This is a genomic window from Phaeovulum vinaykumarii (assembly GCF_900156695.1).
Taxonomy (GTDB): domain Bacteria; phylum Pseudomonadota; class Alphaproteobacteria; order Rhodobacterales; family Rhodobacteraceae; genus Bieblia_A; species Bieblia_A vinaykumarii.
On record NZ_FTOM01000001.1, the window covers coordinates 281,136 to 294,023 of the forward strand.

Genomic DNA, 12,888 nt, shown 5'->3' on the forward strand with positions numbered 1-12,888 from the left:
GCTAGCTCCGCTTCTCGTCGCCGGGAAGGATGTAATCGGCCCCTTCCCAGGGACTGAGAAAGTCGAACTGGCGGTAGTCCTGCACCAGCTTGACGGGCTCGTAGACGCAGCGCTTGGCGGTCTCGTCATAGCGCAGCTCGATATGGCCGGTGGTCGGGAAATCCTTGCGCAGCGGATAGCCGGTGAAGCCGTAATCGGTCAGGATGCGGCGCAGGTCGGGATGCCCCGAGAAGACCACGCCGAACATGTCGAAGACCTCGCGTTCGAACCAGTCGGCGGCGGGAAAGACCGAGGTGATCGAGGGGATCATCTCATCCTCGCGCACCGCGGCGATCACGCGGATGCGGTGGTTCTGATACATCGACAGGAAGTGATAGACGATATCGAAGCGCGCCGGACGTTCGGGCCAGTCCACCGCGGTCACGTCGACCAGCGTCGAGAACCGACACGACCCGTCCGAACGCAGGAAGTCGACCAGATCCACGATTCGGGACGGCGACACCCGCAGGTTCAGTTCGCCATGCGCGACTTCGGTGTCGATCACCGCATCCGGACGCTTCAGCGCGATATGCGCCGCCAGTTCCTCGAGTGCCTCGATCATCTTCCCCCCTTCCCGCTCAGCGCACCAGCGTGCCCGTGCGGCGGATCTTGCGCTGCAATTGCAAGATTGCATAGAGCAGCGCCTCGGCGGTGGGCGGGCAGCCGGGAACGTAGATGTCCACCGGCACGATGCGGTCGCAGCCGCGCACCACGGAATAGCTGTAGTGATAATAGCCGCCGCCGTTGGCACAGGATCCCATCGAGATCACATAGCGCGGTTCGGGCATCTGGTCGTAGACCTTGCGCAGCGCCGGCGCCATCTTGTTGGTCAGCGTGCCGGCCACGATCATCAGGTCGGACTGGCGCGGGCTGGCGCGCGGGGCGGTGCCGAAGCGCTCAAGGTCATAGCGCGGCATCGAGGTATGCATCATCTCGACGGCGCAGCAGGCAAGGCCGAAGGTCATCCAGTGCAGCGAGCCGTTGCGCGCCCAGTTGATGACATCCTCGGTCGAGGTCAGCAGGAAGCCCTTGTCCTGAAGCTCGGCGTTCAGCGCGGCGGTATGGACATCGGCGTCGCGGCCCGCGGTATTGGCCCCGGTCATCACGCCCATTCCAGCGCCCCCTTCTTCCATTCGTAGGCAAAGCCCACCGTCAGAACGCCCAGGAAGACCATCATCGACCAGAAGGCGGTCATCGACAGATCCCCGAAGGCCACCGCCCAGGGGAACAGGAACGCCACCTCCAGATCGAAGATGATGAACAGGATCGAGACCAGGTAGAAGCGGATGTCAAAGCGCATCCGGGCGTCGTCAAAGGCGTTGAACCCGCATTCATAGGCCGAAACCTTCTCGGGATCGGGGTTCTTCACCGCGATCACCGCGGCCGCCAGGATCAGGAGCAGCGCCAGACCCAGGGCCATTCCCAGAAAGATCAGGATCGGCAGATATTCGCGCAGGGCTGGGTCCATGAAGCTGGCTCCTTCGGCTGGCGGCTCCGGGCCCTTCGGGCCGGGGCGGGTCGACGGGCCGCGCTCAGGCCGCCCTGCAACAGGATGTAGCGATGCCCCCGCCCCCGGTCAACCGAAGGAGGGGGCGAAAAGCGGCGTTTCGGGGGGCTGGGCGGAAAAATGTATACGATTGTGCACCATCTCTCGCGCGGGCGTTGCAGTGCGGACGCCTCCCCCCTCCGCAAGGCGGCCCATCAGGGCGGCGACGGGGGGCTTTGGTGCCGGAAAGAGAGAATCACCCTGCGCGCCGTGCCGGCCCCGGATCGCACCCCGGACCGCCCTGCCACCGCGCCGCGGTGCCGCGCGCCACGATGCCGCAGAGCAGAAAGATTTACCGCGCAATTGCAGCATCTTGGGCCACCCCCGAACCGACCACGCCCGAAGGGGCGCAGCGCACCAACATCCCGCATAGGCATCCGCAGGGGAGGGCAGAGAGAGAGAGAGGGGGGGGGAACCGACTTGGCCGCCCGGCGCCACATCGCCCGCGGGCGCCTGCGTCCCCAGCCCCGCAGGGGCGCCGCGGACGCCGGGGCGCCGGCGGCTCGATGCCGCCGGGGGCCCGCCCCCCTCCGGGCAAGACGCCTCGCCCCCCTTCCCATCAAACGGGCGCGGCCCCTTCGGGCAAATCGCCTCACGACATCGCTCAACGCGGGCCGGGCGCTCGGTCAAAGGGCCCGTCCAGGGGCCGTCAGCGGGCGCTCAATCCGCCGCCGCGGCCAGCGCGCGCGACAGATCGCCCGCCCAGGGCCCGCGCGCCTGCGCCAGAAGCCGGTCGGCCTGCACCTCGCCCGCCGCCGCATCGGCCTCGAGCACGGCAAGATGCCGCTCTTCGCCCAGACCCCGCGCCTCAAGGCCCGCCCGCGCCAACGCCACGACCTCGCGCGCCAGCGCCCCAAGCTTCACGCCCCCGGCCTCGCCCTGAAGCGCATGCTCGGACGCCGCCACCCGCAGCCCCTGCCGCGTCTCGTGGTCCCAGCCCTTGACCAGATCCCAGGCCGCATCCAGCGCCCCCTGGTCATAGAGCAGACCCACCCACAGCGCCGGCAGCGCGCCCAGATGCGCGGTCGAGCCCGCATCGGCACCGCGCATTTCCAGATATTGCTTCAGCCGCGCCTCGGGGAAGACCGTGGTCAGATGGTCGGCCCAATCCGACAGCGTCGGCCGCTCGCCCGGCAGCGCCGGCAGCTTGCCCTCCAGGAAATCGCGGAACGACTGGCCCAGCGCGTCGATGTAGCGCCCGTCGCGGTGCACGAAATACATCGGCACATCCAGCACGTAATCGACATAGGCCTGATAGCCGAAGCCCGGTTCGAAGACGAAGGGCAGCATGCCCGTCCGCGCCGCGTCCAGATCGCGCCAGATCCGCGAGCGCCAGGATTTCAGCCCGGTCTCGCGCCCCTCGAGGAAGGGCGAATTGGCAAAGAGCGCGGTCGCCACCGGTTGCAGCGACAGCGCCACGCGCAGCTTCTTGACCATGTCCGCCTCGGAGGCGAAGTCCAGGTTCACCTGCACCGTGCAGGTCCGGTACATCATCTGCGTGCCAAGCTGGCCCACCTTGCCCATATAGCCCGTCATCAGCCGATAGCGGCCCTTGGGCATCATCGGCATGTCCTCGTGGCGCCAGACCGGCGCCGCGCCCAGGCTGGCAAAGGACACACCCATCGGCGCGGCCACGGCGGCCAGCTCGTCGAGATAATCGCGCGTTTCGGCCACGGCGGCATGGACATCGGGCAGCGGTGCGCCCGACAATTCCACCTGCCCGCCGGGCTCGAGGCTGATGTTGGCGCCATTGCGCTTGAGCCCGATCAGCGCGCCGGCCTCGCGGATCTCGGTCCAGCCGAAGCGGTCGCGCAGCCCCTCGAGCAGCGCGCGCACGCTCGACGGCCCCTCATAGGGCAGCGGCGCGCCGGTGGCGGTCAGATAGCCGAAGCGCTCGTGCTCGGTGCCGATGCGCCAGTCGTCGCGCGGCTTCTCGCCCGCGGCCAGGAATTCGGCAAGTTGCGCTTGATCCTCGATCGGGCCGCCGCCCTCTTGGGGAATGGACATGGAAGGAGGACTCCGCAGATTGGCCGTTCGGGAATGGCACAGGTGGCGCGCGGGCCTGTCCGAGTCAAGGGCGCACCGTGCGTTTTCGACGCAGGCCCGCGCGCGGCAGAAGCGACGCCCGCGAGACGGGCAGAAACGCCCCCCGGAGGCGCCCGGACGAGGCCGTTTCAGACCCCGCCCGCCGCCCCCGGCCCGCGCGGGCGACGCCAGAGCGGGACCGCCCTGCCCGCGGCAGGAAAGGCCACGACGCGGCCGGGCGGCCCGGACACGGGCCCGGCGCCCGCCGCCGCATCTTCCCCATCCCCGGCCCCATCCCCGGCCCCAATGGTCGCACCGGCCGCCGCCCGCGCCAGCGCCGCCATGTCGATCCCCGGCAGGCTGGCAAAGGCATCATAGAGCGCCCCGGCCCCGGCGGCGGCCAGCGGCACCTGCATTCGCCGCCCGTCGGCCAGCCGCAAGTCCCAGGCCGGGCCGTCGGGGCGTTCGACCAGCGCCACCGCGTCGATGTCGCGCAGCGCGGCATAGCCGCCGCCCGCAGGCCCCAGCCAGCCGATCTGGCCCTCGTCGATCTCGACGACGCCCGGCCCCGAAGGCGCGCGCAGGAACGCAAGGCGCCGCAGCGCGATCACCGCCCAGCCGGCCGCAACCGCGGCCAGCGCGCCCCCGACCGCGGCCAGGAACCAGCCGCCGCGCGTGGCCAACCACAGCCCCGCCGCGCCGCAGCCCGCCGCCGCGGCCAGTTCCGCGTGGCGGGCCAGGAACGCCCGCGCCGCCGGGCGGATCATGCGCCCGCCCCCGCGCGAAAGGCGCCACCGGGGCGGCGGCGCCTGTGCACAGCCCCCTCGCGCGCGAAGACCTCGCGCCCCAAGACCTTGCGCCCACGGTGTTCGCACCCTCGGGCCCGCGCGCCCGGCGCGTTCATCCCCAATCCCCCAGATGCGCCTGCCACAGCGTCAGCGCCGCCACCGCGGCGGTATCGGCGCGCAGGATGCGCGGGCCCAGCGCCACCGGCGTCACCGCCGCCATCGCGCCCAGACGCGCGCGCTCGGGTTCCGAGAAACCGCCCTCGGGACCGATCAGGATCGCCCAGGGCCCCCGCGGCAGCCCCGCCAGCGTCTCGACCGGGCCGGCCCGCGATTCGTCGGCCCACAGCAGGCGGCGTTCGGCGGGCCAGTGGTCAAGCAACCGCGACAGCCGTTCGAGGTCCGCAACCTCGGGCACGAAGGTGCCGCCGCATTGCTCTGCGGCCTCGCGGGCATGGGCGGCCAGCCGGTCGCGGCGGATACGCTCGGAATTGGTGAAGTCGGTCTGCACCGGCACGATGCGCGCGGCCCCCATCTCGGTGGCCTTCTCGACGATGAAATCGGTGCGCGCCTTCTTGATCGGCGCAAACAGAAGCCACAGGTCGGGCGGGTTGCGCTGGGGGGCGGTCTGGGCGCGACAGATCGCCTCGCCGCTGCGCTTGGCCGCCCGCGTCACCTCGGCGCGCCATTCCCCCGCCTGTCCGTTGAACACCAGAAACGTGTCCCCTGCGGCCATCCGCATCACCGAAAACAGGTAGTTCGCCGCATCCGCATCAAGCGCGAGCGGTTGCCCCGGCCCAAGCGGTTGCTCTAGATGAAGTCGGATCTTCGTATCAGCCATGAGGGGGAGAATATGAGCGCGCCCGGCCAAACGCCAGAGCCCGAGGACAACCGACCCCAGAGCCCGCAAGGCAGCCCCGACCCCGCGGGGCGCGTGGCCGATGCCTACAGCCGCAACTGGGTGGACAGCTACGCGCCGGAATGGGCGCGCCCCTATCTGCGGCTGGCCCGCGCCGATCGTCCGATCGGCACCTGGCTTTTGCTGTTGCCCTGCTGGTGGGGGCTGGCGCTGGCGGCCTCGACCACGGGGGTGCGCGCCTTCGACATCTGGATCGCGGTGGGCTGTGCCATCGGCGCCTTCCTGATGCGCGGCGCGGGCTGCACCTGGAACGACATCACCGACCGCAACATCGACGGGTCGGTGGCGCGCACGCGCTCGCGGCCGATCCCGTCGGGTCAGGTCACGGTCAAGGGCGCGCTTCTCTTTGCCATCGGGCTGTCGCTGGTGGCCTCGCTGATCCTGTTCTCGTTCAACGTGACCGCCATCCTGCTGGGGATCGCGTCGCTGGGGCTGGTGGCGATCTATCCCTTTGCCAAGCGCTTCACCTGGTGGCCGCAGATCTTCCTGGGGCTGGCCTTCAACTGGGGCGTGCTGGTGGCCTGGGCCGCGCATGGCGCCGAGATGGGGCTGGCGCCGGTGCTGCTCTATGCCTCGGGGATCGCCTGGACGCTGTTCTATGACACGATCTACGCCCATCAGGACAAGGAAGACGACGCGCTGATCGGGGTGAAATCGACCGCGCGCCTCTTTGCCGAGGACACGCCGATCTGGCTGATGCGCTTCATGCTCAGTTCGGTCGTGCTGATGGCCGCGGCGGTGCTGGTGGCGCTGCTGCCGACCGACCCGAGCTGGCCCAAGCTGTTCCTGGCGATCTGCGCGCCCTGGTCGTTTGGCTGGCACATGACCTGGCAGCTGCGCCAGCTCGACACCGAGAACCCCGACACCTGCCTGCGCCTGTTCCGCGCCAGCCGCGACACCGGGCTTCTGCCTGCGCTGTTTCTTGCCGCTGCCGCGGTGCACTGAGCCGGGGGCATTGATCTGACCCCGCCCGGCCCCTAAACCGGGCGGACCCGGCCGCGAGGGTGGCCCTGCATGATCGCAGGCCCGCCCCGGCGCCGAACCGGCCGCCGGCAGCGGCGCGCGCGACCCCGCAGGCAGTCCCGCCCGCGTGTCCCTCCCGCGCCGCCCGCCCGGCCGGCAGGAAGGACCATCCCTTCGGCACCGGCCCCGGCCGGCCGCCGCGGGCCCAAGGAAAGGCCACCGCATGCGCATTGGCCCGCAACCGCTTACCGCCCTGAGCTTCGTGGTCGCCACGGTGCTGTTCTCCGTCGTGGCCGGGGGCAGCGCCACGCTGATCGAACAGGGCTCGGCGCGTGCCGTCCGGGTGGCGCTGGAAACCGCGGGCCAGTCCTGGGCCGATGTCGAGGCCCACGGCCTTCAGGTCGTGCTGCGCGGCACCGCCCCCAGCGAGGCCCGGCGGCTGCGCGCCATCACCGCCGCGGGCCAGGTCATCGACGCCGGCCGCATCGTCGATCTGACCGAGGTGGCCGCCGCCGAAAGCCTGGCGCCGCCGGAATTCGCCCTCGAGATCCTGCGCAATGACGACGGCATCTCGCTGATCGGGCTGGTGCCGGCCTCGACCGACCGCGGCGCGATGGTGGCGCGGCTGCGCGGGCTGGCGGTGGGCGGGCAGATCGCCGACATGCTGGAAAGCGCCGATTATCCGGTGCCCCCCGGCTGGGAACGGGCGGCGGCCTTCGCGCTGGCCGCGCTGAGCGAATTGCCGCGTTCCAAGGTGTCTGTGGCGCCGGGCGAGGTGGCGATCACCGCCATCACCGATTCCCCGCGCGACAAGACCCGCGTCGAGACCGACCTCAAGCGGCGCATTCCCGCAGGCCTTCAGGTGACGCTGGACATCACCGCGCCGCGCCCCGTCATCACCCCCTTCACGCTGCGCTTCGTGATCGACGCCGATGGCGCGCGCTTCGACGCCTGTTCGGCCGATACCGAGCGCGCCCGCGACCGCATCCTTGCCGCCGCGCGCCAGGCCGGGGCCGAGGGCCAGCTGGGCTGCACCATCGGCATGGGCGTGCCCAGCCCGCAATGGGGCGATGCGGTCACCATGGCGGTGCGCGCGCTGGGGGAGATGGGGGCGGGATCGGTCACCTTCTCGGATGCCGATATTTCGCTTCTGGCGCCGGCGCAGGTCTCGCAGGGGGCCTATGACCGCGCCGTGGGGACGCTCGAATCGAACCTGCCCGAGGTCTTCTCGCTGCATGCCACGCGCGCCGAACCGGCCGCCGGCACCGGCGCGCCCGGCCCCGATTTCACCGCGGCGCTGGACGAAAGCGGGCAGATCACGCTGGCCGGCCGGCTGGCCGATGCCGCCCAGCGCGAGGCCATCGAGGCGCTGGCGCGGGCCCATTTCGGCGCCGAGGCGGTCGCGCCCGCGACCCGGCTTGATGCCAGCGTGCCCGCCGGATGGGCGGCACGGGTCATCGCCGGGCTCGAGGCCATGGCGACGCTCAGCGAGGGCCGGCTTGAGGTGACGCCCGATCTGGTGACGCTGGCGGGGGTGTCGGGGCATCCGGCGGCCTCGGATGACGCCGCGCGCATCCTGTCGGCGCGGCTGGGCGAGGGCGCGCAATACGATCTCGACATCCGCTACAACCCGCGGCTGGACCCGGCCCTGGCGCTGCCCAGCGCGCGCGAATGCGTGGACCGGCTGAACGGGGCGCTGACCGCGCACAAGATCACCTTCGAGCCCGGCAAGGCCGAGATCACCGCCGAGACCGTGGACACGGTCGACGAGCTGGCCCGGCTGATGGACAATTGCACCGATTACCGCATGCAGGTGGCCGGTCATACCGACAGCCAGGGCAGCGAGGATCTGAACCTGCAATTGTCGATGGACCGCGCCCAGGCGGTGATCGCGGCCCTTCTGGCGCGCGACGTGTCGGTGGCCAATCTCTCGGCCAAGGGGTTTGGCGAAAGCCAGCCCATTGCCGACAATGACACCGAAGCCGGGCGCGAGGCCAACCGCCGCATCGAATTCCTGCTGCTGAGCGAGGAGCCGGTGGCCGAAACGCTTCTGCCCGCCGATGGCCGCGCGGCGCCCGCGCCCGAAACCGGCGCCGAGGCGGGCGAGGCGGCCGCCCCCCCGGAGGCCAGTGCAGAACCGGGCGCAGAGACGGGCGCAGAGGGCCCCGCCGCCGAGGCGGCCGCGACCGTGACCGACACGCAAGACGCGCCGGGTCTCGATGTGCGCGCCCCCACGCCCGACACGCCCCGGCCGACGCAGCGCCCGGCCACCAGCTCCGAGGCTGCGCCCGCTGCCGCGCCCGAAGACACGACACCCGCAGACGCCGGGCCCGCAGACGCCGAGCCCGCAGACGCCGAGCCCGCAGACCCTGAGGCTGCCGAGGCCGAGGCTGTCGACAACCCAGCGCCCGAAGCCACCGGAACCGACAGCCCCGAGGCCGAAAGCACCGAGGCCGGGTCCACCGTGACCCAAAACACCGGGGCCCAGAACACCGGGGCCCAGAACACCGGGGCCCAAAATACCGGGGCCGAAAGCCCCGAAAGCGCCCTCCCCGAGGGCACCGCCCCCGAGGCCGTCGCGGAAGAGGCCGCCTCTGCAGACACGCCCCCCTCCGAAGCGCCGGGCGCGCCCGAGAGCATGGCCCCCGAACGCCCCGCCGACGTGGCCCCGGAAGAGAAAGCCGACACCGTCCCGTCGGAGCAGACCGCAGACGAGCAAGCCCCCGAAGCGCAGATCACGGAAGCCCCGCTCTCCGACTCACCGCCCGTGACAGAAGAACCCGCCGCCGCCGCTCTCGCGCCCGGTGCGGCCCCCGAGCAGGCGGAAGACGCGCCGCAAGTCGCCCCGGAATCGCCGTCAGAATCGCCGCAAGCTTCGTCCCCCGCGGCGACCACCGATGCGCCCGCGCGCGACGCCCCCACCGCGGCGCCGGACGGCGACGCGGCCCTGGCGCCGGAACCCGGCGCCGTCCAGGCGCAGGACAGCAGCGCTTTTGCAAACGGCACCCCGGCCGCGGAGGCCGCCCCCGCCGAGAGCGGCCGCGCCTCTGCCCTGCCCGCCCCCGCCGCCATCGAGATCCAGAGCCCGGACGCAGACACGCCGCGCCCGCTTCCCAATCCGCGCCGCACCGCAGGCTGAGCCCGAAGGACATCCCATGAACCGCACCGAATTCATCATCGTCACGACGATCGTGCTGCTCATCGCCTTCTCGCTGGGCTGGTTCGCCTCGTGGCTGATCCACCGGCTGACGCGGGTGACGCGCGCCGACATGGGCGAGCTGGAGCAGATGGCCCAGGCGCTGCATGACGCCGAGGAACAGCGCGATCAGGCCATCGCCTATTACGAGGACCACGAGCGCGAGCTGAGCAACCGCCTGGCCCAGGCCGAGGCCGAGGCCCGCGCCGCGATGGACGGGCTGCGCGACGCCCGCCACGAGGCCGAGGAGCTGCGCGCCTATATCGAGCGTATGCATCAGGCGGGCTGAGCCCCCCGCGCGGCCGCCCCTTTCTGCGTCCGGCCCCCTTTCTGCGACCAGCCCCTTTGGCGGCGACAAGCGCGCCGCCACGCGCCCGGACGCGCGCCCCTTTCGCCGCGCGCGAAATGCAGCGCGGGCGCTTGCCCCTTTCGGTGCGGGTGCCTACATCCTCTCGCATGAAACTGTCCCTTCCCTCCCGCAAGCCCTCGGTGGCGGTGATCCGGCTCGAAGGCCCGATCCTGTCAGGCCGGGCCGGCACCCAGCAGGGGCTGTCCGACACCGGCCTTGGCCCGGTGATCGAGCGCGCCTTTGCCCGCAAGCGCCACAAGGCGGTGGCGCTGATCCTCAATTCGCCGGGCGGCTCGCCCGTGCAATCGGCGCTGATCGCGGCGCGCATCCGGCGGCTGGCCGACGAGACCGGCACCCCGGTCCATGCCTTCATCGAGGATGTCGCGGCCTCGGGCGGCTATTGGCTGGCCTGCGCGGCCGATGACATCCACGCCGATGCGCTGTCCATCGTCGGCTCGATCGGGGTGATCTCGGCGGGCTTCGGCTTTCCGGCGCTGATCGAACGCTGGGGGATCGAACGGCGGGTGCATACCGCCGGCAAGTCCAAGAGCTTCATGGACCCGTTCCGCCCCGAAAACCCCGAAGACATCGCGCGGCTGCGCGCCATCCTCGGGCCCATGCACGAGGGCTTCATCGACCATGTGAAGACCCGCCGCGGCGATCGGCTGGCAACCGGGCGCGACCTCTTCACCGGGGATTTCTGGCTGGGCCGCGAGGCGGTCGAGCTGGGCCTGATCGACGGCATCGGCCATGCCGAGCCGCGTCTCAAGGCGCTTTACGGCGACAAGGTGAAATTCGTGCGCTACGGGCAGAAACGCGGGCTGCTGCGCCGCTTCGGCGCCCAGAGCCGCACCGCCGACACCGCGCGCGCGCTGGTCAGCGCGGCCGAAGAACATGCGCTCTGGGCGCGTTACGGACTTTAGACGATGCTCCTGCGGGTCATGATCCTGTTCCTTCTCGGCATGGCGATCCTGGCCATGCTGGGGGGCTTTCGCACCAGGCGTTGCCGGCGCTGCGGCCGGCCCGTCGCACAAGGTCTGGCCGGACGGTTGAACCCGAACCGCTGCCGCTGCGGAGATGACCGATGAACACGCTTATGGCGATCTGGCCCGCGGGGCCGCTGGGCGACTGGCTGGCGGTGATCGCGGGCTTCGTGGGGCTGGCGCTGGCGGGCGAATTCCTGGTGCGCGGGGCGGCGGCGCTGGCGCTGCGGGCGCATGTGCCGGCGCTGATCGTGGGGCTGACGATCGTGGCCTTCGGCACCTCGGCGCCCGAGCTGACGGTGGTGATCGCGGCCGCGCTCGACGGCTCGGCCGGGATCGCCATGGGCTCGGTCGTGGGCTCGAACATCGCCAACCTGCTTCTGGTGCTGGGCCTGCCCGCGCTGATCGCGCCGCTGGCCTGCAACACGCCCGGCACGCGGATCAATTACCTGATGATGCTGGTGGCGACGGTGGGCTTCGTGGCGCTGGCCACGCGCGGAAGCTTTGGCGTGCTGGAAGGGGGGGTCCTGCTTCTCGGGATGGCGCTGATCCTGGGCGATCAGCTGCGCGCAGCACTGGCCCATCGCGCCGGACGGCCCGCCGCCCCCGCCCCCGAGGTCGACGAGGTCGCCACGGAGGCCGAGACGCTGCCGATCTGGCGCTTTCTTCTCTATATCGCGCTGGGGATCGCGGGGCTGCCGCTGGCGGCCGCACTGCTGGTCGACGGGGCGACGGGGATCGCGCATGATGCCGGCATCTCGGATGAGGTGATCGGGCTGACGCTGGTGGCGGTGGGCACCTCGCTGCCGGAACTGGCCACCTCGCTGGCGGCGGCAGCGCGCGGGCGGGGCGATCTGGTCATGGGCAACGTGATCGGGTCCAACATCTTCAACCTGCTGGCCATCATCGGCATCGCCGCGCTGATCACGCCGATCGCGGTGCCGCCGGGGATCGCGCTGCGCGACCTGTGGGTGATGATCGGCGTCACCGTGCTGATCGCGCCCTTCGCCATGACCGGAAAACCGATCGGACGGCTTGCGGGGGTAGCCTTGGTGGCGATTTACGGGCTTTATATCCTGAGCCTTGCCATTGCCGGACCGGAGGGGATGTGAACGTCGTCGTGCCCGTGACCAAAGATGATGCCGAAACCGAGACCCGCGCCGATCCGGACGCGGCCCCGGCCGGGCGCGGCCCGCTGCCGGCGCTGGTGACGGGGGGCGCGCGCCGGCTGGGGCGGGCGATGGTGCTCGAACTGGCGCGCCGCGGGCATGACGTGGCGATCCATTACGCCGGGTCGGCGGTCGAGGCCGAGGAGACCGCCGCCGAGGCCCGCGCGCTGGGGGTGCGGGCGATCACGCTGCACGCCGACCTTCTGGACGAGGGCCAGACCACGGCGCTGATCCCCGCGGCCGCGGCCGAACTGGGCCCGCTGGGCGTGCTGGTCAACAATGCCTCGATCTTCGAATATGACAACTTCCGCACCGCCACGCGCGAAAGCTGGGATCGCCATATCGGGTCGAACCTGCGCGCGCCCTTCGTGCTGACCCAGGGCTTTGCCGCCCAGGCGCCCGCCGCGCAGATCGTGAACGGCGAGCCGATGGCGCGGGCGCTGATCGTCAACATGATCGACCAGCGGGTGCGCAAGCTGACCCCCGAATTCGCCACCTACACCATTGCCAAGATGGGCCTGTGGGCGCTGACGCAGACGGCGGCGCAAGGCCTTGCGCCCGACATCCGCGTCAACGCGATCGGTCCCGGCCCCACCTTGCAGGGCGGGCGCCAGTCGGCCGAGCATTTCGCCCGCCAGCGCGCCGCCACCGTTCTGGGCCGCGGCGCCGATCCGGCCGATATCTGCGCGGCGCTGGGGTATTTCCTGGATGCGCCGGCGGTCACCGGACAGCTTCTGTGCATCGACGGCGGCCAGCATCTGGGCTGGCAGACGCCCGACATCCTGGGTCTGGAATGACGGGCCGGGGCGCGGTTGCGTCTTGACTTGTCCACCTCGGAACCGTTCTCGACAAAGTCGTTACGAATCTGTAAATTTTTTCAGTTACTTGATCGATGGTCAAAAAATTTATATTTT

The 12,888-nt window shown here is 71.0% G+C and carries 12 protein-coding genes; 6 read left to right on the forward strand and 6 right to left on the reverse strand.

The window, feature by feature from the left end:
- Position 1: 1 nt before the first annotated feature.
- From BW949_RS01380 to BW949_RS01405, 6 genes are all read right to left on the reverse strand, one after another.
- Positions 2-601, reverse strand: a complete 600-nt coding sequence (locus BW949_RS01380; protein WP_076363133.1) for an NADH-quinone oxidoreductase subunit C — start codon at positions 599-601, stop codon at positions 2-4.
- Positions 602-617: 16 nt separating this feature from the next.
- Positions 618-1,151 carry a NuoB/complex I 20 kDa subunit family protein gene (locus tag BW949_RS01385; protein ID WP_076363134.1) on the reverse strand — a complete coding sequence of 178 codons (534 nt, stop codon included), beginning with the start codon at positions 1,149-1,151 and terminating at the stop codon, positions 618-620.
- The gene (locus tag BW949_RS01390) at positions 1,142-1,507 is read right to left on the reverse strand and encodes an NADH-quinone oxidoreductase subunit A (RefSeq protein ID WP_076363135.1); all 366 of its coding nucleotides are present in this window, start codon (positions 1,505-1,507) and stop codon (positions 1,142-1,144) included. Before BW949_RS01390 ends, BW949_RS01385 begins: the two co-directional genes overlap by 10 nt.
- Positions 1,508-2,245: 738 nt before the next feature.
- A complete protein-coding gene (locus BW949_RS01395) occupies positions 2,246-3,592 on the reverse strand; it encodes a glutamate--cysteine ligase (RefSeq protein ID WP_076363136.1) in 1,347 nt (448 codons plus the stop codon).
- A gap of 167 nt (positions 3,593-3,759) precedes the next feature.
- A complete protein-coding gene (locus BW949_RS01400; protein ID WP_076363137.1) occupies positions 3,760-4,377 on the reverse strand; it encodes a hypothetical protein in 618 nt (205 codons plus the stop codon).
- Positions 4,378-4,510: 133 nt separating this feature from the next.
- Positions 4,511-5,236: a 16S rRNA (uracil(1498)-N(3))-methyltransferase gene (locus BW949_RS01405; RefSeq protein ID WP_076363138.1), complete on the reverse strand. Its 726-nt coding sequence runs from the start codon at positions 5,234-5,236 to the stop codon at positions 4,511-4,513.
- A 12-nt stretch (positions 5,237-5,248) separates the two neighbouring features.
- On the opposite strand from BW949_RS01405, the gene ubiA reads away from it, so the two are divergent.
- From ubiA to BW949_RS01435, 6 genes are all read left to right on the forward strand, one after another.
- Complete coding sequence (gene ubiA / locus BW949_RS01410; RefSeq protein WP_076363139.1) at positions 5,249-6,259, forward strand: 4-hydroxybenzoate octaprenyltransferase; 1,011 nt, start codon at positions 5,249-5,251, stop codon at positions 6,257-6,259.
- A gap of 241 nt (positions 6,260-6,500) precedes the next feature.
- Positions 6,501-9,416 (forward strand): OmpA family protein, encoded by a 2,916-nt coding sequence (locus BW949_RS01415; protein ID WP_076363140.1) that lies wholly within the window; start codon positions 6,501-6,503, stop codon positions 9,414-9,416.
- Positions 9,417-9,432: 16 nt separating this feature from the next.
- Positions 9,433-9,762, forward strand: coding sequence for a hypothetical protein (locus tag BW949_RS01420; RefSeq protein WP_076363141.1), 330 nt, complete (start codon positions 9,433-9,435; stop codon positions 9,760-9,762).
- A gap of 167 nt (positions 9,763-9,929) precedes the next feature.
- Positions 9,930-10,745 carry a S49 family peptidase gene (locus BW949_RS01425; RefSeq protein ID WP_076363142.1) on the forward strand — a complete coding sequence of 272 codons (816 nt, stop codon included), beginning with the start codon at positions 9,930-9,932 and terminating at the stop codon, positions 10,743-10,745.
- Positions 10,746-10,906: 161 nt separating this feature from the next.
- Positions 10,907-11,917 (forward strand): calcium/sodium antiporter, encoded by a 1,011-nt coding sequence (locus tag BW949_RS01430; protein WP_235816174.1) that lies wholly within the window; start codon positions 10,907-10,909, stop codon positions 11,915-11,917.
- 83 nt (positions 11,918-12,000) lie between these two features.
- Positions 12,001-12,771, forward strand: coding sequence for an SDR family oxidoreductase (locus BW949_RS01435; protein WP_076363673.1), 771 nt, complete (start codon positions 12,001-12,003; stop codon positions 12,769-12,771).
- The last annotated feature ends 117 nt before the right edge of the window (positions 12,772-12,888 follow it).

Bases quoted from the DNA above. Each gene is read 5' to 3' on its own strand.
- BW949_RS01415 (WP_076363140.1), top strand. From the start codon at position 6,501: ATGCGCATTGGCCCGCAACCGCTTACCGCCCTGAGCTTCGTGGTCGCC.
- BW949_RS01425 (WP_076363142.1), top strand. From the start codon at position 9,930: ATGAAACTGTCCCTTCCCTCCCGCAAGCCCTCGGTGGCGGTGATCCGG.
- BW949_RS01385 (WP_076363134.1), bottom strand. From the start codon at position 1,151: ATGGGCGTGATGACCGGGGCCAATACCGCGGGCCGCGACGCCGATGTC.
- BW949_RS01430 (WP_235816174.1), top strand. From the start codon at position 10,907: ATGAACACGCTTATGGCGATCTGGCCCGCGGGGCCGCTGGGCGACTGG.
- BW949_RS01380 (WP_076363133.1), bottom strand. From the start codon at position 601: ATGATCGAGGCACTCGAGGAACTGGCGGCGCATATCGCGCTGAAGCGT.
- ubiA (WP_076363139.1), top strand. From the start codon at position 5,249: ATGAGCGCGCCCGGCCAAACGCCAGAGCCCGAGGACAACCGACCCCAG.
- BW949_RS01420 (WP_076363141.1), top strand. From the start codon at position 9,433: ATGAACCGCACCGAATTCATCATCGTCACGACGATCGTGCTGCTCATC.
- BW949_RS01405 (WP_076363138.1), bottom strand. From the start codon at position 5,236: ATGGCTGATACGAAGATCCGACTTCATCTAGAGCAACCGCTTGGGCCG.
- BW949_RS01395 (WP_076363136.1), bottom strand. From the start codon at position 3,592: ATGTCCATTCCCCAAGAGGGCGGCGGCCCGATCGAGGATCAAGCGCAA.
- BW949_RS01390 (WP_076363135.1), bottom strand. From the start codon at position 1,507: ATGGACCCAGCCCTGCGCGAATATCTGCCGATCCTGATCTTTCTGGGA.
- BW949_RS01400 (WP_076363137.1), bottom strand. From the start codon at position 4,377: ATGATCCGCCCGGCGGCGCGGGCGTTCCTGGCCCGCCACGCGGAACTG.